Below are 22009 nucleotides of genomic sequence, written 5' to 3'. Positions count from 1 at the left end.
GGGACTCCAGCACGGACGGGTGGAGTGGGGCAAGGGGGAGTAGGGCCGGTCCCCTGGGGTGCGGGGCGGCTGCGCCGGGTGCGGGCCCGGCTAATTAACCCACTGGGTAGTTAGTAGCGGATGGCTACGGATGCTGCGCCCATGTTTCCCCGCTGTCAATAGGAGGTGTCGAAGGATCTTCAGTCCGCCGAGCGCTCCGCCGTCAGATAGGCGATCACCATGTCGCCGAGCATGGTGCGGTAGTGCTCGCGCCGGTCCGGGTCGACCAGGTCGCGGCCGAACAAGGCGCCGAACGTATGCCGGTTGGCCACCCGGAAGAAGCAGAACGAGCTGATCAGCGCATGCAGGTCCACGGCGTCCACGTCGGCCGTGAACAGGCCGGACTCCCGCCCGGAGGCGAGGATGCGGCGGATCACGTCGAGCGCGGGGGAGCCGATCCGGCCGAGCTTCTCGGACGCGGCGATGTGCTCGGCCTCGTGGATGTTCTCGATGCTCACCAGGCGGATGAAGTCCGGGTGCCGCTCGTGGTGGTCGAACGTCAGCTCCGCCAGCCGGCGGATGGCGGCGACCGGGTCGAGATGCTCGACGTCGAGCCGCTGCTCCGCCTCGCGGATCACGCCGTACGCCCGCTCCAGGACGGCGGTGAACAGCTGCTCCTTGCCGCCGAAGTAGTAGTAGATCATCCGCTTCGTGGTGCTGGTGCGGGCGGCGATGTCGTCGACCCTGGCCCCCGCGTAGCCGACCCGTGCGAACTCCTGCGTCGCGACGTCGAGGATCTCGGCCCGGGTACGGGCGGCGTCGCGCAGGCGGCCGTTGCCGTGCGGGCGTGCCGGTTCGTCGACGCTGGTCATCCGGGTTCCTTCGGGCGGCGTGGGTGCAGTGCCGCGATTCTAGAAGCCCGCTCCCGGCCTCCGGGGCGCGAGGGCTTCCCCCGGAGTCCGCCTCGGTGCTATGACTGAAGACGACTAACTCACCAGTTCGTACATTAGCCGCCCGATCAGGAGGTCCGCCGTGGCCGTCGTCGTCCAGGACTCGTATCTCGTCGGGCTGATCGGTTCCGGCATCGGCCCGTCGCTCAGCCCGGCGCTGCACGAGAGGGAGGCCGAACGCCAGGGACTGCGCTACGACTACCGCCTCCTCGACATCGACGTCCTCGGGGTCCGTCCCGAGGCGGTCGGGGAACTGCTGCGCACCGCCCGCGACCGCGGCTTCGACGGGCTCAACATCACGCACCCGTGCAAGCAGCTGGTCGTCCCGCACCTCGACGCGCTCGCCCCGCAGGCCGAGGCGCTGGGCGCGGTGAACACCGTCGTCGTCGAGGACGGCCGGACCGTCGGCCACAACACCGACGTGACCGGATTCGCCGCCTCCTTCGCGCGCGGTCTGCCCGACGTTGCGCTGGAGCGGGTGGTGCAGCTGGGCGCCGGCGGGGCGGGCGCGGCCGTCGCGCACGCCACCCTCACCCTGGGCGCGGGCCGGGTCACCGTCGTGGACGCGCTGGCCGACCGCGCCGCCGCACTCGCCGCCTCCCTGAACCGGCACTTCGGGCCCGGCCGCGCCGAGGCCGCCGCCCCGGACCGGCTGGCCGCGCTGCTCGCGCACGCCGACGGCGTCGTGCACGCCACCCCCACCGGCATGGCCGCCCACCCCGGCCTGCCCTTCCCCGCACAACTGCTGCGCCCCGGACTGTGGGTCGCCGACGTCGTCTACCGGCCCCTGGAGACGGAGCTGCTGCGCACCGCACGCGCGACGGGCTGCGCCGTCCTCGACGGCGGCGGCATGGCCGTCTTCCAGGCCGTGGACGCCTTCCGGCTGTTCACCGGCCGCGAGCCCGACAGCGCCGCGATGCTCGCCGACTTCGCGGGGATGGCGGGGGGCGCGCAGCACTCCACGGGGCACGCCCTCTGACGGCCCCCGGACACCCGTCCCGGCCGGTCACTCGTCCGGGCCGGTCACTCGTCCCGGCCGGTCCCGGCAGGTCCCGCCGGTCCGGGGCCTGCGGCCGTCTCCCGACAAGGCCGGGCCGGCCTCGGGACCTGCGGCCGGCTGCCGACACGGGCGGCCCGGTCCCGACCCCCGCGGGCCCCCCGGCAAGGCCGCCCCGCCCTGGACCCCGCGGCCTCGCAGGCGGCCCGACCTCGACCCGGCCCCCACCCCGGCCCCACCTCAGCCCCCGTCCCGGCCCCGAAGGAGCACGACCGTGCGTACGTCCATAGCCACCGTCTCCCTCAGCGGATCCCTCACCGAGAAGCTCACGGCCGCCGCCCGCGCCGGGTTCGACGGCGTCGAGATCTTCGAGAACGACCTGCTCGCCAGTCCGCTCGCGCCGCGGGAGATCCGCGCCCGCTGCGCCGACCTCGGTCTCGGCATCGACCTCTACCAGCCGATGCGGGACATCGAGGCGCTGCCCGCCGGGGAGTTCGCCCGCGCCCTGCGCCGCGCACGGCACAAGTTCGAGGTGATGCGCGGGCTCGGCGCGGACACCGTCCTGGTCTGCTCCGGCGTCTCCCCGCGCGCGGTGGACGACGACGCCCTCGCCGCCGCACAGCTGAGCCGACTCGCCGACCTGGCCCAGGACTTCGGCATCCGCGTGGCCTACGAGGCGCTCGCCTGGGGGCGGCACGTCAGCACCTACGACCACGCCTGGCGCATCGTCGAGGCGGCCGGCCACCCCGCGCTCGGCACCTGCCTGGACAGCTTCCACATCCTCTCCCGGAGCCGCGGCCCCGAGGACCTCGACGGCATCGGTGACATCCCCGGCGAGAAGATCTTCTTCCTCCAGCTGGCCGACGCCCCGCTGCCCGGCATGGACGTCCTCCAGTGGAGCCGCCACCACCGCTGCTTCCCCGGCCAGGGCGGCTTCGACGTCGCCGGGCTGCTGGAACGCGTCCTGCGCACCGGGTACGGGGGGCCGCTCTCGCTCGAGGTCTTCAACGACGTCGTCCGGCAGGCCGGGGCCGGCCCGACCGCGGTGGACGCCCGCCGTTCCCTGCTGCTCCTCCAGGAGGAGACCGGCATCGAGGTCCTGCCCGCGCCCGCCGTCCCCACCGGGGTCGCCTTCGCCGAACTGGTCACCCGGGACGCCGAACCGGTCACCGGCCTCCTCACCGGCCTCGGCTTCGCCCGCACCGCCCGCCACCGGGGCAAGCCGGTCGACCTGTGGGAGCGGGGCGAGGCCCGGATCCTGGTCAACACCGGTCCGGCCGCACCGGCCCACCCCCTGCCGCACGGGAGCGGGGCGACCCCCGCCGACGGCACCGCCCTCACCGCGATCGGCCTGGAGTCACCCGATCCGGCGGCGGCCGCCCGCCGCGCCGAGGCGCTGCTCGCCCCCGTCCTGCCCCGCCGCCGCGCCGCCGAGGACGTCCCGCTCGACGCCGTGGCCGCCCCCGACGGCACCGAACTCTTCCTGTGCGCGACGGACCGGCCCCGGCTGCCCGACTGGCGCGCCGACTTCCAGGACGCCCCCGGACAGCACCCCGCGGCCCCGGACCGTCCCGCGGCCTTCCGGATCGACCATGTGGCGCTCACCCAGCCATGGCACCGCTTCGACGAGGCGGTCCTCTTCCACCGGGGCGTCCTGGGCCTCGACGCGCAGGAGAGCGTCGACGTCGCGGATCCTTACGGGCTGCTGCGCAGCCGTGCCGTCACCAGCGCCGACGGCCGGGTCAGGTTCCCGCTCACCGTGGGCGCCGCCCCCGGCGACGACACCGCACAGGCCCGGCACATCGCGCTGGCCACCGACGACGTGGTCGCCGACGCCCGCCGGCTGACCCGGGCGGGCGGACGGCTGCTGCCCATACCCGCGAACTACTACGACGACCTCGCGGCCCGCTTCGAGTTCGCCGACGGCGAGCTGGAGACCTACCGCGACCTCGGCATCCTCTACGACCGCGACGCGCACGGCGCCTTCCGGCACTGCTACACGCACACCGTCGGCCGGGTCTTCTTCGAACTCGTCCAGCGCGACGACGGCTACCGGGGCTACGGTGCCGCCAACGCGCCCGTGCGGCTGGCCGCCCAGCACACCGCGCGATGGGCTACTGCCGGCTGACCGTCCTGGTGACGCCCGCGGCGACCGTCGTCGCCAGGATCCAGCCGGTCACGATGAGGACGTACGACAGGGTCTGGTACCAGCCGGTCGGCGCGAACGCGCTCTCCTGCCCGAACGAGATCACGGGCAGCAGCAGGTCGAGGGTGTAGAAGACCGGGTGGAAGGGCGGCGCCTCGCCCGCCTTCAGCGCGGGCGGATGGTGCCCGGCGTAGGCCACCGAGCCGACGGCCAGCAGCGACAGCAGCCAGACGGCCGCGCGCAGCGGACGGAACCCGTAGCCCACCGCCGCGTCCTGGAGATGGCCCCACACCCGGCCGTACCAGGACAGGGTGGAGCGGTGCCGGCGCTGCTTGGCGAGCTGCACCACCCGGGCCGCCCGGTCGTCGCCGATACGGCGGTACGCGGCCGTCAGCTGCTCGTAGGCGTGCGGGTCGAAAGCGCCGTCGTCGCGCTCCAGCATCGGCAGCCGCCGTTCGGCGGGCTCGTGCGGGGTGAGGAAGGTGTAGGTGAGGTCCAGCAGCCGCACCTGGTCGGGCAGCATCTCCGGCTCCAGCTGGAGCTGGCCCACCGAGGCCCGGCGCAGATTCAGCCGGCCCTCGATCCGGGTGCCCTCCCGCAGCCATATCTCCCCTATGACGCAGCTGCTGGCCCGCAGCGCGGTGCCGCCGGGATTGGACAGGGACGTGCCCAGCAGGTCCACCCGGCCCGGGACGCGCGAGCCCCGCAGATCGATCCGGCCGCGGGCGCGCATCCGGCGGCCCAGCAGGTTGGCGCCCACGTCGAGGGCCTCCGCCGCCAGGACGAAGCCGCCGGGATTGCTCAGTTCGGCGTCCTCCAGGTCGATGGAGCCGGCCACGGTGGCGCCGTCGAGCCGGACGGCACCGTGGGCGCGCATGCCCCGGGCGCAGAGGTCGTCGTCGATGGTGACCTGGTTCAGGGCGAGTACGGCCGAGGAGGGATCCGCCGTGCTCAGTTCCGCCCGCTCCAGGAACAGTGCTCCGGAGATCTGCGCTCCGCCGAGGTGCACCGGGCCGCCGATGCGGCAGCGCGTCAGGCGCAGACTGCCGTCGATGCGGCTGCGCGCCGCCGCCAGCCCGGGCAGGACGCAGTCGCGCAGGTTGAGATAGTTGAGGTGGGCGCCGGCCAGGCGGGGCACCGCGTCGAAGTGACAGTGGTTGAGGCGGACGACACTGTCCACGGTCGCGTACCGCAGGTCCAGTTCGCCGGTGATCCGGGCGCCCATGAGCTTCAACGCGGCCACCTCGCCCGGCCGGTGGGGCCCGTCGAGGAGCAGGGCGCGCAACACGCGGGCACGTACGGTGCGTTCAAGGCCCCAGTCGGGCGACACGGCCTCGTCGGGGGCCTCGCGGAAGTCGACGGTCGTCCCCGTGGCGAAGGCCCGCCACAGTCGCCGTTCGGCCGGTGTCAGATCGTTGATCTCCATCAGCCGCGACTCTGGCGGGCCCTGTCGAGTGGTGTCAACCGGCTATGCCCGTGCGTTCCATTCGGCTATCACGGGCCGTCCGTGCTCGGTCGACAGCCGGCTGACGGTGCCCGTCGCCAGCTGGAACAACCGGCCCTCGGCGGGTGGCAGTCCGAGCCGACGCGCCGTCAGGACGCGCAGGAAGTGGCCGTGCGCGACCAGGACGACGTCACCGCCCCGGTTCTGGAGCGCCGCGTCCACCCGGGACAGCACCAGGTCGGCGCGCAGCCCCACCTCCTCGGGCGACTCGCCGGGATGACCGTCCGGACCGGGCGGCACCCCGTCGGTCCACAGGTCCCAGGTGGGCCGGGTGCGGTGGATCTCGACGGTGGTGACGCCCTCGTAGCCGCCGTAGTCCCACTCGTGCAGGCGGGGCTCGGTCACGGCCCCGGTGACGCCCGCCAGTTCGGCGGTGCGCACCGCGCGGTGCAGCGGACTGGTCAGGGCCAGGCAGAAGGGCCGGCCGGAGAGGAGCGGGGCGAGGGACTTGGCCTGTTCCTCGCCCTGTTCGGTGAGGGGCAGGTCGGTCCAGCTGGTGTGCTGTCCCGACGCGCTCCACTCCGTCTCCCCGTGGCGGACCAGCAGCAGATCCCCCACGGCCGGGCCTACTTCTTCGCCGACTCGACGGCGTGGCCGCCGAACTGGTTGCGCAGCGCCGCGATCATCTTCATCTGCGGCGAGTCGTCCTGACGGGACGCGAACCGCGCGAACAGCGAGGCCGTGATCGCGGGCAGCGGCACGGCGTTGTCGATGGCGGCCTCGACGGTCCAGCGGCCCTCGCCGGAGTCCTCCGCGTAGCCGCGCAGCCGGTCGAGGTGGACGTCCTCGTCGAGGGCGTTGACGGCCAGGTCGAGCAGCCAGGACCGGATGACCGTGCCCTCCTGCCAGGAGCGGAACACCTCGCGCACGTTCTCCACGGAGTCGACCTTCTCCAGGAGCTCCCAGCCCTCGGCGTAGGCCTGCATCATGGCGTACTCGATGCCGTTGTGGACCATCTTCGAGAAGTGCCCGGCGCCGACCTTGCCCGCGTGGACGTAGCCGTACGGGCCCTCGGGCTTGAGCGCGTCGAAGATCGGCTGCACCCGGGCGACGTGATCGGCTTCGCCGCCGACCATCAGGGCGTAGCCGTTCTCCAGGCCCCAGACACCGCCGGAGACACCGGCGTCGACGAAGCCGATGCCCTTGGCGCCGAGCTCCTCGGCGTGCTTCTCGTCGTCCGTCCAGCGGGAGTTGCCGCCGTCCACGACGGTGTCGCCGGACTCGAGCAGTCCGCCGAGCTCGTCGATGACGGACTGGGTGGCGGCGCCGGCCGGGACCATCACCCAGACGGTGCGCGGTGCTTCGAGCTTGCCGACGAGCTCGGCGAGGCTGCCGACGTCGGTGACCTCGGGGTTGCGGTCGTAGCCGATGACGGTGTGGCCGGCGCGGCGGATGCGCTCGCGCATGTTGCCGCCCATCTTGCCCAGACCGATCAGGCCCAGCTGCATGGATGTCATGTCGTTTCTCTACTTCCTGAGTTCGCGGTAGGCGGCGACGAGTGCGGCGGTGGAGGGGTCGAGGCCGGGGACCTCGGTGCCTTCGGTGAGGGCGGGTTCGACCCGCTTGGCGAGCACCTTGCCGAGCTCCACGCCCCACTGGTCGAAGGAGTCGATGTTCCACACCGCGCCCTGGACGAACACCTTGTGCTCGTAGAGGGCGATGAGCTGGCCGAGCACCGAGGGGGTCAGCTCACGGGCGAGGATCGTGGTGGTCGGGTGGTTGCCCCGGAAGGTGCGGGGTGCCACCTGCTCCTCCGGTACCCCCTCCGCCCGGACCTCCTCGGCGGTCTTGCCGAAGGCGAGGGCCTGTCCCTGCGCGAACAGGTTGGCCATCAGCAGGTCGTGCTGGTCGGCGAGTTCACCGCTGAGCTCGTCGACCGGGCGGGCGAAGCCGATCAGGTCGGCGGGGATCAGTTTCGTGCCCTGGTGGATCAACTGGTAGTAGGCGTGCTGTCCGTTGGTGCCGGGGGTGCCCCAGACGACGGGGCCGGTCTGCCAGTCGACCTGGCGGCCCTCGCGGTCCACGGACTTGCCGTTGGACTCCATGTCGAGCTGCTGGAGGTAGGCGGTGAACTTGGAGAGGTAGTGGCTGTAGGGGAGCACGGCGTGCGACTGGGCGTCGTGGAAGTTGCCGTACCAGATGCCCAGCAGGCCCAGCAGGAGCGGGGCGTTGGCTTCGGCGGGCGCGGTGCGGAAGTGCTCGTCGACGAGGTGGAAGCCGTCGAGGAGTTCACGGAAGCGGTCGGGGCCGATGGCGATCATCAGCGACAGGCCGATCGCCGAGTCGAAGGAGTAGCGGCCGCCGACCCAGTCCCAGAACTCGAACATGTTGGCCGTGTCGATGCCGAAGCCGGCCACCTTCTCGGCGTTGGTCGACAGCGCGACGAAGTGCCGGGCGACGGCCTTCTCGTCGCCGCCGAACCCGTCGAGGAGCCAGCCGCGCGCCGAGGTGGCGTTGGTGATCGTCTCGATCGTGGTGAACGTCTTCGACGCGACGACGAACAGCGTCTCGGCCGGGTCCAGGCCATGGACGGCCTCGTGGAGGTCGGCGCCGTCGACGTTGGAGACGAACCGGAAGGTCAGCGAGCGGTCGGTGAAGGCCCGCAGCGCCTCGTAGGCCATGGCCGGGCCCAGGTCCGAGCCGCCGATGCCGATGTTGACGACATTGCGGATCCGGCGGCCCGTGTGACCGGTCCACTCACCCGAACGCACCCGCCCGGCGAAGCCGGACATCCGCTCCAGGACCGCGTGCACCTCGGGGACCACGTTCTCCCCGTCGACCTCGACCACCGCGTCCGCGGGCGCCCGCAGCGCGGTGTGCAGGACCGCACGGTCCTCCGTGACGTTGATCTTCTCACCGCGGAACATGGCGTCCCGGAGACCGAAGACGTCCGTCGCGGCGGCCAGTTCACGCAGCAGGGCGAGGGTCTCGTCCGTGACCAGGTTCTTGGAGTAGTCGATGCGCAGGTCGCCGACGCGCACCACGTACCGCTCCGCGCGGCCCGGGTCCTCGGCGAACAGCTCCCGCAGATGTGCCGTCCACCGGGCGCGGTGGTCCTTCAGCGCGGTCCACTCGGGCCGCTGGTCGAGCCGGGGGGTGTCAGACATGGGAGGGGGTCTCCTTGGTGCCTTCGCCGCGCAGGGCGACGGCGTACATCTCGTCCGCGTCGAGGCGCCTGAGCTCCTCGGCGATGAGTTCGGAGGTGGCGCGGACCTTCAGCGCGAGGGTGCGCGAGGGCTGGCCGGGCAGGGTGAGCGTGGCCAGCGGGCCCTCGGGGCGGTCGATGACGATCTCGCCGTTCGCGGTGCCGAGGCGGACGGCCGTGACGACCGGTCCCGCCGTGACCACCCGGTCGACCGTGACGTCGAGCCGGGCCTCCAGCCAGCGCGCGAGCAGCTCGGCGCTGGGGTTGTCGGCCTCGCTCTCCACGGCCGCCGTGGTGATGGGCACCTGGGCCTGGTCCAGGGCCGCCGCGAGCATCGAACGCCAGGGGGTGAGCCGGGTCCAGGCGAGGTCGGTGTCGCCGGGGGCGTACGACTTCACGCGGGCCGCGAGCGCCGCCAGCGGCCGCTCCACGGCGTACATGTCGGTGATCCTGCGCTGCGCGAGGGCGCCCAGCGGGTCCTTGGCGGGGTTCTCCGGCGCGTCCACCGGCCACCAGACCACCACCGGGGCGTCGGGGAGCAGCAGCGGCAGCACGACGGAGTCGGCGTGGTCGGACACCTCGCCGTAGGTCCGCAGGACGACCGTCTCGCCGGTGCCCGCGTCGGCGCCCACCCGTACCTCGGCGTCGAGGTGGGAGTTGGTGCGGTCGCGCGGGCTGCGGGCGTGCCGCTTGATGACGACCAGGGTGCGCGAGGGGTGCTCGTGCGAGGCCTCCTCGGCCGCCTTGATCGAGTCGTAGGCGTTCTCCTCGTCCGTGACGATCACCATCGTCAGGACCATGCCCACGGCCGGTGTGCCGATGGCGCGGCGACCGTGCACCAACGCCTTGTTGATCTTGCTTGCCGTGGTGTCGGTCAGGTCGATCTTCATGGCCTGCGCCAGCTCCGTCCGTCTCGTGCGAGCATCTCGTCGGCTTCCTCGGGTCCCCAGCTGCCCGAGGAGTACTGCGCGGGCCTGCCGTGCCGTGCCCAGTACTCCTCGATCGGGTCGAGGATCTTCCAGGACTCTTCCACTTCCTGGTGGCGCGGGAACAGGTTGGCGTCGCCGAGCAGCACGTCCAGGATGAGCCGCTCGTAGGCCTCGGGGCTGGACTCCGTGAAGGACTCGCCGTAGGCGAAGTCCATCGTGACGTCCCGGATCTCCATGGAGGTGCCGGGGACCTTGGAGCCGAAGCGGACCGTGATGCCCTCGTCCGGCTGGACGCGGATGACGATCGCGTTCTGGCCGAGCTCCTCGGTGGCGGTGGAGTCGAAGGGGGAGTGCGGGGCCCGCTGGAAGACCACCGCGATCTCGGTGACCCGCCGGCCGAGGCGCTTGCCGGTGCGCAGGTAGAACGGGACGCCCGCCCAGCGGCGGTTGTCGACGTTCAGCTTCACGGCCGCGTACGTGTCCGTCGTGGAGGCCGCGTCGATGCCGTCCTCCTCGAGGTAGCCCCGCACCCTCTCGCCGCCCTGCCAGGCGCCCGCGTACTGGCCGCGCACGGTGTGCCTGCCCAGGTCGTCCGGCACCTTCACCGCCTTGAGCACCTTGAGCTTCTCGGTGAGCAGCGCGTCGGCGTCGAAGGAGGCGGGCTCCTCCATGGCGGTGAGGGCCATGAGCTGGAGCAGGTGGTTCTGGATGACGTCACGGGCGGCGCCGATGCCGTCGTAGTAGCCGGCCCGGCCGCCGATGCCGATGTCCTCGGCCATGGTGATCTGCACGTGGTCCACGAAGGACCGGTTCCAGATCGGCTCGAACATGGTGTTGGCGAAACGGAGCGCCAGGATGTTCTGGACGGTCTCCTTGCCGAGGTAGTGGTCGATGCGGAAGACCTGGTCCGGTTCGAACACGTCGTGCACGACCGCGTTGAGTTCCCGCGCGCTGTCCAGGTCGTGCCCGAACGGCTTTTCGATGACCCCGCGCCGCCAGGAGCCCTCCGGTCCCTTGGCCAGGCCGTGCTTCTTGAGCTGCTCGACCACCTTGGGGAAGAACTTCGGAGGCACGGAGAGGTAGAAGGCGAAGTTGCCGCCGGTGCCGCGCGAGGCGTCGAGCTCCTCGACCGCGTTCTTGAGCTGCTTGAACGCCGTGTCGTCGTCGAAGTCGCCCGGGACGAACCGCATGCCCTCGGCGAGCTGCTGCCAGACCTCCTCGCGGAAGGGGGTCCGGGAGTGCTCGCGCACCGCGTCGTGGACGACCTGCGCGAAGTCCTGGTCCTCCCAGTCGCGGCGGGCGAAGCCGACGAGCGAGAAGCCCGGCGGCAGCAGACCCCGGTTGGCGAGGTCGTAGACCGCCGGCATCAGCTTCTTGCGGGACAGGTCGCCGGTCACGCCGAAGATGACGAGGCCGGAGGGGCCCGCGATGCGGGGCAGGCGCCGGTCGCGGGGGTCCCGCAGGGGATTCTCCCAGGCCGCGCCGAGACTGCTGCTGCTCATTCCGCGTCAACTCCCTTGCTCATCAGCGACTTCGTGACCGCGTCCAGAAGGTCCTGCCACGCCACCGCGAACTTGGCGACACCCTCCTCCTCCAAACGGGTGACCACCTCGTCGTAGGAGATGCCCAGCGACTCCACGGCGGCGAGGTCGGCACGCGCCTGCGCGTAGCCGCCGGTGACCGTGTCGCCGGTGATGTCACCGTGGTCGGCGGTGGCCTCCAGCGTGGCTTCGGGCATGGTGTTGACCGTGCCCGGTGCCACCAGTTCGTCCACGTACAGGGTGTCCTTGTATGCAGGATCCTTCACACCGGTGGAGGCCCACAGCGGACGCTGCCGGTTCGCACGGGCCCCGGCGAGCGCCGTGAAGCGGTCGCCGCCGAAGAGCTCCTCGTACGCCTCGTAGGCCAGCCGCGCGTTGGCGAGGGCCGCCCTGCCCTTCAGCGCGAGGGCCGCGTCGGTGCCGAGCAGCGTCAGCCGCTTGTCGATCTCGGCGTCCACGCGGGAGACGAAGAACGAGGCCACCGAGTGGACGGCGGACAGGTCCAGGCCCTTCGCGGCGGCCCTCTCCAGGCCCGCCAGATAGGCGGCGACGACCTCGCGGTAACGCTCCAGCGAGAAGATCAGCGTGACGTTGACGCTGATCCCGAGGCCGATGACCTCGGTGATCGCCGGGAGACCGGCCTTCGTCGCCGGGATCTTGATCATGACGTTGGGGCGGTCGACGAGCCAGGCGAGCTGCTTGGCCTCGGCGACGGTGGCGGCGGTGTCGTGGGCCAGCCGGGGGTCGACCTCGATGGAGACCCGGCCGTCCCGGCCGTCGGTCGCCTCGTACACGGGACGCAGGACGTCGGCCGCGGCCCGCACATCGGCCGTCGTCATCATCCGTACGGCCTCGTCGACGGTCACGCCCCGCACCGCCAGGTCGGCGAGCTGCTCCTCGTAGCCGGCGCCGGAGCCGATCGCGGCCTGGAAGATGGACGGGTTGGTGGTCACGCCGACGACGTTCCTCGTCCGCACGAGGCCCGCCAGGTTGCCGGACGTGATCCGCTCACGCGACAGGTCGTCCAGCCAGACGGACACGCCCTCCTCGGACAGGCGGTCCAGCGCTCCCGCGGTGGCGGTTGCTTCGGTCACTTCGATCATCTTCTTTCTGGCGGTCGGATCAACCACGCGCGGCGGCGAGGGATTCCCTGGCCGCGGCGGCGACGTTCTCGGCGGTGAAGCCGTACTCGGCGAACAGGGTCCGTGCGTCGGCGGAGGCGCCGAAGTGCTCCAGGGAGACGATGCGTCCGGCGTCGCCCACGTAGCGGTACCAGGTCAGGCCGATGCCGGCCTCCACGGCGACGCGGGCCCGCACGGACGGCGGCAGGACCCGGTCGCGGTACTCGCGGGGCTGCTCCTCGAACCACTCCACGGACGGCATCGACACCACCCGGACGCCGATCCCCTCGGCCTCCAGCGACTCGCGCGCGGCCACGGCGAGCCGCACCTCGGAGCCGGTGGCGATCAGGACGACGTCGGGGGTCGTGGTCGAGGACTCCGCCAGGACGTAACCGCCCTTCGCGGCGTCCTGGTTCGGCGCGTACGTCGGGACGCCCTGCCGGGTGAGGGCCAGCCCGTGCGGGGCCGGCCGGGTGGCGTGCCGCTTCAGGATCTCGGCCCAGGCCACGGCCGTCTCGTTGGCGTCGGCCGGGCGGACGACGTTCAGGCCGGGGATGGCGCGCAGCGAGGCCAGGTGCTCGACCGGCTGGTGGGTGGGGCCGTCCTCGCCGAGACCGATGGAGTCGTGCGTCCACACGTACGTCACCGGCAGCTGCATCAGCGCCGACATCCGCACGGCGTTGCGCATGTAGTCGGAGAACACCAGGAACGTGCCGCCGTAGATGCGGGTGTTGCCGTGCAGCGCGATGCCGTTCATCTCCGCGGCCATCGAGAACTCGCGGATGCCGAAGTGCACGGTGCGGCCGTACGGGCCGGCCTCGGGCAGCGGGTTGCCCTCGGGCAGGAACGACGAGGTCTTGTCGATCGTCGTGTTGTTCGAGCCGGCCAGGTCGGCGGAGCCGCCCCACAGCTCGGGCAGGACCGCGCCGAGCGCCTGGAGCACCTTGCCGGACGCGGCACGGGTGGCGACGTCCTTGCCCGGCTCGAACACCGGCAGCGCGTCCTGCCAGCCGTCGGGCAGCTGGCCGGCCAGGATCCGGTCCAGCAGGCGGGACCGCTCGGGGTCGGTGCCGCGCCACTGCGCCACCCGCTTGTCCCAGGCGGCGTGGGCCTGCGCACCCCGGTCCAGTGCGCCGCGGGTGTGGGCGAGGACCTCGTCCGCGACCTCGAAGGACTTCTCCGGGTCGAAGCCGAGCAGGCGCTTGGTGGCGGCGATCTCCTCCGCCCCGAGGGCCGAGCCGTGGGAGGCCTCGGTGTTGCGGGCGTTCGGTGCGGGCCAGGCGATGATCGTGCGCAGCGCGATGATCGACGGGCGGCCGGTCTCGGCCTGCGCCGCCCTGAGGGCCGTGTGCAGGGCCGCGACGTCGACGTCACCGTCCTCGGCCGGCTCGACGCGCTGCGTGTGCCAGCCGTAGGCCTCGTAGCGCCCCAGCACGTCCTCGGAGAACGCGGTGGCGGTGTCGCCCTCGATCGAGATGTGGTTGTCGTCGTAGACCAGGACGAGGTTGCCGAGCCGCTGGTGGCCGGCGAGGGAGGAGGCCTCGGCGGAGACGCCCTCCTCCAGGTCGCCGTCGGAGACGATCCCCCAGATCGTGTGGTCGAAGGGCGACTCGCCCACCGGGGCCCCGGGGTCGAACAGACCGCGCTCGTAGCGGGCGGCCATGGCCATGCCGACGGCGTTCGCGAGGCCCTGGCCGAGCGGGCCGGTGGTGGTCTCCACACCGGCGGTGTGCCCGTACTCGGGGTGGCCGGGCGTCTTCGAGCCGTGCGTGCGGAAGCGCTTCAGGTCCTCCAGCTCCAGCTCGTAGCCGGCGAGGAAGAGCTGGGTGTAGAGGGTCAGCGAGGTGTGCCCTGGGGACAGGACGAAGCGGTCGCGGCCCGTCCACTCCGGATCGGCCGGATCGTGCCGCATCACCTTCTGAAAGATCGTGTACGCGACCGGGGCCAGGCTCATCGCGGTTCCGGGGTGGCCGTTGCCCACCCGCTGTACGGCATCCGCGGCGAGCAGGCGGGCGGTGTCGACGGCACGCCGGTCGATGTCGGTCCACTCGAAGGGGTGCGGTGTCTGCGTGCTCATCTTCAAGAAATCCTCGACGGGAGCGGGTCTGTTGCTCTGATGTGTTCAAACCTAAAAGTCTGACTTTTACGAAGGAAGGTCTCCCTGTGTCAGCCTGTGGTGAATGTGGGACACCGGCGGGCGACATATGAGCACCCCCGGGCGGCAAGCGGGCGGTACGAGGCGGACATGGCGGACACACACACCCAAGACGGCGCCGGTGAGGGCATCAGGACCTTTCCCTTTCCCGTCGAGCACAGCGTCGGCGGCGTCGGCATGCAGGTGGGGCCCATGGACGTGGGACGCACCTGGCACTCTGATGCCCCGCTGGACCGCGTCCACCGCATCGACTTCCACGTGGTGATGCTCTTCGACGACGGCCCCGTCCGGCACATGATCGACTTCGCCGAGCACGAGGCGAGGGCCGGCGACCTGCTGTGGATCCGCCCGGGCCAGGTCCACCGCTTCTCGAGGTCGGGCGGGTACCGCGGAACGGTCCTGACCATGCAGCCAGGCTTCCTGCCGCGCGCCACCGTCGAGGCCACCGGCCTCTACCGCTACGACCTGCCCCCGCTGCTGCGCCCCGACGGGCCGCAACTCGCTGGACTGCGCGCGGCACTGACCTATCTGCGCGGGGAGTACGACGACGGCGGCGCCGGCGCGACCCTGCCGCTGAGCCTGCACACGGCGGTGCTGCGGCACTCCCTGACGGCGTTCCTGCTGCGCCTCGCCCACCTCGCGGCGAGCAGCGAGGAGGCGGCGCGCCGCCAGGGCGACACCACGTTCACGCTCTTCCGGGACGCGGTGGAGCGCGACTTCGCCACCAACCACAGCGTCAGCGCGTACGCCGACGCCCTCGGCTACTCCCGCCGCACCCTCGTGCGCGCGGTGCGCGCGGCCACCGGCGAGACGCCCAAGGGCTTCATCGACAAACGGGTCGTCCTGGAGGCGAAACGGCTCCTGGCCCACACGGACCTGCCGATCGGCCGGGTCGGCGCGGCGGTGGGCTTCCCCGACCCGGCGAACTTCTCCAAGTTCTTCCAGCTGCACACGGGCAGCACCCCGGTCGCCTTCCGCGCGGAACTGCGCTGAGGCGACCGGGGTGTGCCGTGCCGGGGAACGGGCCGGTCAGTGACCGAAGGTGAACCAGTTGACGTTCACGAAGTCCGCCGGCTGGCCGCTGGTGAAGGTCAGGTAGACGTCGTGGGTGCCGGTGACGGAGCTGATGTTCGCGGGGATCGTCCGCCACGACTGCCAGCCGCCCGTGTTGCCGACGGCGAAGCTGCCGACCGGGGTCGCGGTCCGGCTGTCGAGGCGCACCTCGACCAGCCCGCTGACGCCGCTCGCCGCCCCGCCGGCGACCCGTGCGCTGAACTGGGTCGCGGGCGTCGAACCGAAGGTGACGCCCTTGTAGAGTGCGTAGTCGCCGTTGGCGAGGGCGCCGATGTTCTGGCCGCCGCCGGTGTCGGTCGTCGTCTCGGTGATGGTGCCGGACTGGCTGTCGTACGACTCGGCCTGGATCGTGCCGTAGGCGTCACGGCTGCCGGTCGGCGGAGGCGTGGTACCGCTCCCACCGCCCGCGGCCTGGAGCACCTGCACGTAGTCCACCACCATCGGGTGGCCCGGGACGGTGTCCCCGTCGAGGCCGCCGCCGAAGGCGTCGGGGAAGCCGCCGCCCATCGCCACGTTCAGGATCACGAAGTAGCCGTGGTTGGTGGCGTTGGTCCAGGTCGTCGCGTCGACCTGGTTCGCGGTGACGGTGTGGTAGTTGACGCCGTCGACGTAGAAGCGGATCGCCTCGGGGGTCACCGAGCGGTCCCACTCCATCGCGTAGGTGTGGAAGCCGGACTGGCAGGTCGTGTTCGGACAGGCGACGGAGTTGCCGATGCCGGAGGTCTCGTTGCACGGGCCGCCCGGGCTGGTGCCGCAGTGCATGGTGGCCCACACCTTGTTCAGGCCCTGGACGTTCTCCATGATGTCCAGCTCGCCGACGCCCGGCCAGTTCTGGTAGTTGCCGCGGTAGGGCGCGCCGAGCGCCCAGAACGCGGGCCAGTAGCCCTCGGCGGCGGTGCCCGTCACGTTCGGCATCTGGATCCGCGCCTCGACGCGCAGCTTGCCGCCGGACGGGGGCTGGAAGTCGGTCCGCTTGGTCTCGATACGGCCCGAGGTCCAGCGGCCCGCGGAGTCCCGCAGCGGCGTGATGCGCAGGTTGCCGTTGCCGTCGAGCGAGACGTTGCTGGTGCTGTTGGTCATCGTCTCGACCTCGCCGGTGCCCCAGTTGGCGGGTCCGCCCGGATACGAAGTCCCGGTGCTGTACTGCCAGTTGGTGGAGCTGACCGCGCTGCCGGCGGCGCCGGTGAAGTCGTCGAGGAAGACCTGCGACCAGCCGGTGGGGGGTGTGGGCGCGGAGGCGTTCGCGGGAAGGGTGACGGCGGCCGCCGCGGCGGCCGCCAGGCCGAGGGTGCTGAGCACGGCGACGAGCGCGCGTCGCCGTCGCGGTATGCCGGAGGTTGCGCTCATGGAGGGGTGCCTCTCGGGTACGGAGTGATGGGCGCGGGTGTCTTCGACAGCGCTTTGAGAGCGCTCTCAAAGTGGGCCCAATGTGCTCTCCGTCCCGGGGGCCGTCAAGAGTTAAAGCAAGGAAAGTCCTTGAGGGGTAAGGAAGTTCAGGGCTTGAACCACGCAAAGGGGCTAAAGCGCGCTGCCCGCCCGCCAGTCGGCCCAGGACAGGTTCCAGCCGTTCAGCCCGTTGGCCGGGTCGACGGTCCGCTCGCCGGAGTTCTTCACGACGACCACGTCGCCGAGCATCGAGCTCGCGTAGAACGCGGAGCCCGCGACGGAGGGGTCGTCCGCGCCCTTGGCGTCGTGCAGGCCCACGCAGCCGTGACTGGTGTTCCGGCTGCCGAACACCGAGGAAGCCGCCCAGTAGTTGCCGTGGATGAACGTGCCCGAGGTGGTCAGCCGCTGGGCGTGCGGCACGTCGGAGATGTCGTACTCGTCGCCGAGGCCGACCGTGGAGGACTCCATCCTGGTCTCCCGGAACCGCTCGCTGATCACCATGATCCCGGACCAGGTGGTGTGGTCGGCGTCGCCACCCGTGACCGGGTAGGTGGCCAGGGTCGTCCCGCCGCGCTCGACCGTCATCTTCTTGGCCCTGAGATCGACGGTGCTGATCTGCGCGCGGCCGATGTGGAACGTGACGTCCTTCGACTGCGTCCCGTACACGCCGTCCGTCCCCTCGACGTCCTTGAGGCGCAGGGCGAGGGTGATCGTCGTCCCGGCCGCCCAGTACGTCCGCGGACGGAAGTCCAGGCGGGTGTCGCCGAACCAGTGTCCGACGATCTCCACGGCCGGTTCGGCGGTCACCGTGATCGCCTTCTGCACGGCCGCCTTGTCCGACACGGCGTGCGAGAAGTTGATCGAGACCGGCATGCCCACGCCGGAGGTGGAGTCCGCCTCGGGCGTGAAGCGGCCGACGAAGGTCTCGCCGGGGGCCCTGGTCGTGAAGGTGGCCGTGCGCGCCCCGGCGCCCTGCGCCCGGGCGGTCACCGTGTACTTGGTTCCCGAGTACGGGTGCGCCGTGGACGTCCACGTGGTCCCGGCCGCGTCCAGGGAGCCGGCCAGCGTCGAGCCGTCGTTGCCCGTCACCGTCACGGAGGCGAGGGTGCCGTCGGTCACGGTGACCTCGACGGGGCCGGTGAAGGCCGCCTTCCTGGTGCCGTCGGCCGGGCTGAACGAGATCACGGGCTCCTTGGCGGCGGGCGAGGCCTTCGCGGACGCCGACCCCGACGTGCCGGTGCCGGTGCCCGTCCCGGTCGGCGTGTTCTCCGAGGCGTCCGCGGACCCGGAACCGCATCCGGTCAGCGCGACGGCCGGGACGGCGCCCAGCACGCCCAGGATCCCGCGCCGGGACCATCCCCCCTGCTGCTTCCCGGACCGGTTCGATATGTGCGACACGCCCACGGCACGCCTTCCTGAGTTGTCCACCTTTGCGCCTGCATCCTGCGCCGCGCAGATGGGGCGACCCTGTGAATCCCACGGTCGGGACCTGAGATTCCGGTGAGGACGAGATGAGAGACGCCGACGCCGAGCCGTCGTCCCGTACGGGCACGGCGCCCGTGGGGCCGGGTTGCCGCCCGTGACGGTGCCGGGGCGGTCCGGGCGGTCGCGGTATGTGTCCGGCGGCCCTCGGCCCGGACCCCGCCGAGCCGGTACCGCCCGGGCGGGGCCTGCGATGCGGGAGCGCCCCCGACTGTGCCGGGCCCGCCGCCCCACCCCGTCCGGGGTCGGCCGCGAGCCCGACCCCGGACGGGGTGGGGCAGGGGCGGGCGGGGGTGGTGGTCGGGGGGTTCAAGGGGTCCGGGGTTCCGGGTGCCAGCCCAGGGCGCGGGAGATTCCGCGGGCCGCGAGGCGTACGGCCGGGGCCAGGACCGGGACCCGGGCGTCGGCGTGCGGGACGACGACCGAGACGGCGGCGACCACCGCTCCGCCGGGACCCCTGACCGGCGCGGCGACCGACAGGGCGTCCTCGGTGACCTGCCGGCTGCTCACCGCGACGCCCGTGCGCCGGACCTCGGCGAGGACCCGGCGCAACCGCACCGGATCGGTGATGGTGTGGGCGGTGCAGGAGACCAGCGGGCCCGCGCAGTAGGCCTCGCGCAGCGCGGAGTCGCCGTGCGCGAGCAGTACGAGGCCCACGCCGGTGACGTGCAGGGGCCAGCGTGCGCCCACCCGGATGTGGACGCCGACCGCCGAACGGCCCGACAGCCACTCGGTGTAGACGACCTCGGACCCGTCCCGCACCGCGAGCTGGACGTTCTCGTGCGTGGCCTCGTACAGGTCCTCCAGGTACGGCAGCGCGACCTGCCGCAGTGCCAGGCCGCGCGGCGCCAGGGCCGCCACCTCCCACAGCCGCAGCCCCACGTGGTAGACGCCGGACGGGTCCCGTTCGAGGGCGCCCCACTCGGTCAGGGCGCTGACCAGCCGGTGCGCGGTGGTGAGCGGCAGCCCGGCGCGGCGGCTGATCTCGGTGAGCGACAGCGCCGGATGCGCGTGGTCGAACGCGGCGAGCACCGCCAGCAGCCGGCCGGGCGCGGAGCGGGCGGTCACCGCGGGGGTACCCGCGTCCATCGGGTCCTCCTCACGGCGTCAGCCGAGACCGTCCTCGGCGATCCGCCGCAGCAGCGTGTGCAGCGTCTCGCGTTCGGCCGGGTCCAGGGGGCCGAGCAGTTCGTTCGTCACCCGCAGACCCGCCTCGTCGGTGCCGCGCAGGAACGCCCGGCCGTCCTCGGTGAGGACCACGATCCGGCTGCGGCGGTCCTCCGGGGCCGGCCGGCGTTCGGCGAATCCGAGCTTCTCCAGGTCGTCGACGAGGCCGACGATTGCGCTGGGGTCGTACCCGAGCCGCGTGCTCAGCTCGCGCTGGAGGGCGCCCTCGGACGTGGCGAGGAAGCGCAGCACCGCGTAGTGCCGCAGCCGTACCCCGGACTCCTGGAGGGAGGTGTTGAACAACTGGCCCGAGCGCAGTCCGAGGCGGTACAGCAGGTATCCGGTGTCCGCGTGCAGTCCGCGCATCCACGGCTCGTCCACGTCGATCGGGGCGGCGTTCACTGCGTTGTCCTGGCGGGCGATGGCTGGCTCCCTGGGTCCTGTCCCCTCTGCGGGGCGGTGCGGCGTGCGGCGTGCGGCTGATTCCAGCATGACGCACCGGAAGGACGACAACAACTATTGACGTCAACAATTATTGCTCTTAGCTTCGATCTCGCAGCCGCACCTCCGCACCTCGTACCTCCGTATCTCCGCACCCCGCACTCCCCGGGAAGGGACACCGCCGTGCCCAGCATCGATCTCACCGGCAAGGTCGCCGTCGTCACCGGCAGCGGCCGGGGCCTCGGCCTCGCCTACGCACACGCCCTCGCCGCCCGCGGCGCCCGCGTGGTGATCAACGACGTCGACGAGGCCGTGGCCGAGGCGGCCGTCAAGTCCGTCGCCGAGGCCGGCGGCACGGCCGTCGCGGAGGTGGTCCCGGTCGGCACCGCCGAGGCCGCCGAACGGCTGGTGGGCCGGGCCGTCGAGGAGTTCGGCCGGCTCGACGTCCTGGTCACCAACGCGGGCATCCTGCGCGACAAGGTGCTGTGGAAGATGAGCGACGACGACTTCGACGCGGTCGTCACCACCCATCTCAAGGGCACCTTCACCTGCGCCCGCGCCGCCGCCGTGCGGATGCGCGAGCAGGGCGAGGGCGGCACGCTGATCCTCGTGGGCTCCCCGGCCGGACAGCGCGGCAACTTCGGGCAGACGAACTACGCGGCGGCCAAGGCCGGCATCGCCGCCTTCGCCCGGACCTGGTCGATGGAGCTGGGCAGGGCGGGCATCACCGTCAACGCCATCGTGCCCGTGGCCGCGACCGCGATGACCGAGACCATCCCCGCCTTCGCCCCGTACGTCGAGGCCATGCGCAACGGCGAGCCGCTGCCGGACTTCCTGCGCAAGGGCGAGGGCTTCGGCACCCCCGAGGACTGTGCCGCCCTGGTGCCCTTCCTGGCCTCCGAGGCCGCCCGCGGCATCACCGGCCAGGCCATCGGCATCGGCGGCGACAAGGTGGCACTCTGGTCGCATCCGCAGGAGATCCGCACGGCCTACGCCGACGGCGGCTGGACGCCCGAGACCCTGGCCGACGTCTTCCCCGCCTCGGTCGGGGCCGAGCTCCAGACCGTGGGCATCCCGGCTCCCCGGTTCCCGGAGGCCTGACCCATGAAGACCCTCGACGTCGAGGAACTCGTCGCGATCGACGTCCACACCCACGCCGAGGTGTCCTCCCGGGGCCACTCCTCGCTCGACGACGACCTGCACGACGCGTCCTCCGCCTACTTCAAGGTGGAGGGCAAGCGGAAGCCGACCATCGAGGAGACGGCCGCGTACTACCGCGAGCGGAAGATGGCCGCCGTGATCTTCACGGTGGACGCCGAGTCCGCGACCGGCACGGCGCCCGTCCCCAACGAGGAGGTCGCCGAGGCCGCCGCCGCCAACTCCGACGTGCTGATCCCCTTCGCCTCCATCGACCCCTTCCGGGGGAAGGCCGGGGTGCGGCAGGCCCGGCGGCTGGTCGAGGAGTACGGGGTGAAGGGCTTCAAGTTCCACCCCAGCATCCAGGGCTTCTTCCCCGACGACCGCGCGGTCGCGTACGGCCTGTACGAGGTGATCGAGGAGACGGGGACCATCGCCCTCTTCCACACCGGTCAGACCGGCATCGGCGCCGGAGTGCCGGGAGGGGGCGGCATCCGCCTCAAGTACTCCAACCCGCTGCACGTCGACGACGTCGCCGCCGACTTCCCGCACCTCAAGATCATCCTGGCGCATCCGTCCTTCCCCTGGCAGGACGAGGCACTCGCCGTCGCCACCCACAAGCCGGGCGTGCACATCGACCTGTCCGGCTGGTCGCCGAAGTACTTCCCGCCGCAGCTCGTGCAGTACGCCAACACCCTGCTGAAGGACAAGGTCCTCTTCGGCTCCGACTTCCCCGTCCTCACCCCGGACCGCTGGCTGGCCGACTTCGACAAGCTGGCGATCAAGGACGAGGTGCGGCCGAAGATCCTCAAGGAGAACGCCGCCCGTCTGCTCGGGCTGACCACACCGTGAAGG

Annotated in this window: 18 protein-coding genes; 5 read left to right on the top strand and 13 right to left on the bottom strand. The window is 72.0% G+C overall.

Annotated elements, in window-relative coordinates; all coding sequences use genetic code 11:
• Nucleotides 1-179: 179 nt before the first annotated feature.
• Nucleotides 180-851, bottom strand: a complete 672-nt coding sequence (locus Saso_RS29075) for a TetR/AcrR family transcriptional regulator (protein WP_189925986.1) — start codon at nt 849-851, stop codon at nt 180-182.
• Nucleotides 852-1011: 160 nt separating this feature from the next.
• On the opposite strand from Saso_RS29075, the gene Saso_RS29070 reads away from it, so the two are divergent.
• Together Saso_RS29070 and Saso_RS29065 are read left to right on the top strand one after the other, a co-directional pair.
• On the top strand, nt 1012-1908 hold the full coding sequence (locus Saso_RS29070) for a shikimate dehydrogenase (RefSeq protein ID WP_189925988.1): 897 nt from the start codon (nt 1012-1014) through the stop codon (nt 1906-1908).
• A 292-nt stretch (nt 1909-2200) separates the two neighbouring features.
• Nucleotides 2201-4054: a bifunctional sugar phosphate isomerase/epimerase/4-hydroxyphenylpyruvate dioxygenase family protein gene (locus Saso_RS29065; protein WP_189925990.1), complete on the top strand. Its 1854-nt coding sequence runs from the start codon at nt 2201-2203 to the stop codon at nt 4052-4054.
• Here Saso_RS29065 and Saso_RS29060 read toward each other — a convergent pair.
• The 8 genes from Saso_RS29060 to tkt are packed head-to-tail and all read right to left on the bottom strand — an operon-like array spanning nt 4041 to nt 14389.
• Complete coding sequence (locus Saso_RS29060) at nt 4041-5498, bottom strand: translocation/assembly module TamB domain-containing protein (protein ID WP_189925992.1); 1458 nt, start codon at nt 5496-5498, stop codon at nt 4041-4043. The genes Saso_RS29065 and Saso_RS29060 overlap by 14 nt on opposite strands.
• Before the next feature lie 42 nt (nt 5499-5540).
• Nucleotides 5541-6134, bottom strand: a complete 594-nt coding sequence (locus Saso_RS29055; RefSeq protein ID WP_189925994.1) for a histidine phosphatase family protein — start codon at nt 6132-6134, stop codon at nt 5541-5543.
• Nucleotides 6135-6142: 8 nt separating this feature from the next.
• Nucleotides 6143-7024 (bottom strand): phosphogluconate dehydrogenase (NAD(+)-dependent, decarboxylating), encoded by an 882-nt coding sequence (gene gnd, locus Saso_RS29050; RefSeq protein ID WP_189926036.1) that lies wholly within the window; start codon nt 7022-7024, stop codon nt 6143-6145.
• 18 nt (nt 7025-7042) lie between these two features.
• On the bottom strand, nt 7043-8683 hold the full coding sequence (gene pgi, locus Saso_RS29045; protein WP_203833567.1) for a glucose-6-phosphate isomerase: 1641 nt from the start codon (nt 8681-8683) through the stop codon (nt 7043-7045).
• The gene (opcA, locus tag Saso_RS29040; RefSeq protein ID WP_189928756.1) at nt 8676-9611 is read right to left on the bottom strand and encodes a glucose-6-phosphate dehydrogenase assembly protein OpcA; all 936 of its coding nucleotides are present in this window, start codon (nt 9609-9611) and stop codon (nt 8676-8678) included. Before opcA ends, pgi begins: the two co-directional genes overlap by 8 nt.
• The gene (gene zwf / locus Saso_RS29035; protein ID WP_203833566.1) at nt 9608-11152 is read right to left on the bottom strand and encodes a glucose-6-phosphate dehydrogenase; all 1545 of its coding nucleotides are present in this window, start codon (nt 11150-11152) and stop codon (nt 9608-9610) included. Before zwf ends, opcA begins: the two co-directional genes overlap by 4 nt.
• Nucleotides 11149-12294 carry a transaldolase gene (tal, locus tag Saso_RS29030; RefSeq protein WP_189928613.1) on the bottom strand — a complete coding sequence of 382 codons (1146 nt, stop codon included), beginning with the start codon at nt 12292-12294 and terminating at the stop codon, nt 11149-11151. Before tal ends, zwf begins: the two co-directional genes overlap by 4 nt.
• 19 nt (nt 12295-12313) lie before the next feature.
• On the bottom strand, nt 12314-14389 hold the full coding sequence (gene tkt / locus Saso_RS29025) for a transketolase (RefSeq protein ID WP_189928612.1): 2076 nt from the start codon (nt 14387-14389) through the stop codon (nt 12314-12316).
• A gap of 168 nt (nt 14390-14557) precedes the next feature.
• Between tkt and Saso_RS29020 the strand changes: the two genes are divergently transcribed.
• Complete coding sequence (locus Saso_RS29020) at nt 14558-15460, top strand: helix-turn-helix domain-containing protein (RefSeq protein WP_189928611.1); 903 nt, start codon at nt 14558-14560, stop codon at nt 15458-15460.
• Between the two features lie 36 nt (nt 15461-15496).
• Here the strand turns inward: Saso_RS29020 and Saso_RS29015 are convergent, their stop codons facing one another.
• The 4 genes from Saso_RS29015 to Saso_RS29000 form a co-directional block, all read right to left on the bottom strand.
• Nucleotides 15497-16888 carry a glycoside hydrolase family 16 protein gene (locus Saso_RS29015; RefSeq protein ID WP_189928610.1) on the bottom strand — a complete coding sequence of 464 codons (1392 nt, stop codon included), beginning with the start codon at nt 16886-16888 and terminating at the stop codon, nt 15497-15499.
• Between the two features lie 171 nt (nt 16889-17059).
• Nucleotides 17060-18331, bottom strand: a complete 1272-nt coding sequence (locus tag Saso_RS29010) for a L,D-transpeptidase (RefSeq protein WP_189928609.1) — start codon at nt 18329-18331, stop codon at nt 17060-17062.
• 387 nt (nt 18332-18718) lie between these two features.
• Nucleotides 18719-19498 (bottom strand): IclR family transcriptional regulator, encoded by a 780-nt coding sequence (locus Saso_RS29005; RefSeq protein ID WP_229901619.1) that lies wholly within the window; start codon nt 19496-19498, stop codon nt 18719-18721.
• A gap of 18 nt (nt 19499-19516) precedes the next feature.
• Complete coding sequence (locus Saso_RS29000) at nt 19517-19942, bottom strand: MarR family winged helix-turn-helix transcriptional regulator (RefSeq protein WP_189928617.1); 426 nt, start codon at nt 19940-19942, stop codon at nt 19517-19519.
• A 258-nt stretch (nt 19943-20200) separates the two neighbouring features.
• On the opposite strand from Saso_RS29000, the gene Saso_RS28995 reads away from it, so the two are divergent.
• Complete coding sequence (locus Saso_RS28995; RefSeq protein ID WP_307822265.1) at nt 20201-21118, top strand: SDR family NAD(P)-dependent oxidoreductase; 918 nt, start codon at nt 20201-20203, stop codon at nt 21116-21118.
• A gap of 3 nt (nt 21119-21121) precedes the next feature.
• On the top strand, nt 21122-22006 hold the full coding sequence (locus Saso_RS28990) for an amidohydrolase family protein (RefSeq protein WP_189928608.1): 885 nt from the start codon (nt 21122-21124) through the stop codon (nt 22004-22006).
• Nucleotides 22007-22009: the final 3 nt, after the last annotated feature.

It is taken from the genome of Streptomyces asoensis (genome assembly GCF_016860545.1).
Taxonomy (GTDB): Bacteria; Actinomycetota; Actinomycetes; order Streptomycetales; family Streptomycetaceae; genus Streptomyces; species Streptomyces asoensis.
The sequence above is the reverse complement of the archived record's forward strand: the minus strand, read 5'-3'. Positions and strand labels throughout refer to the sequence as shown.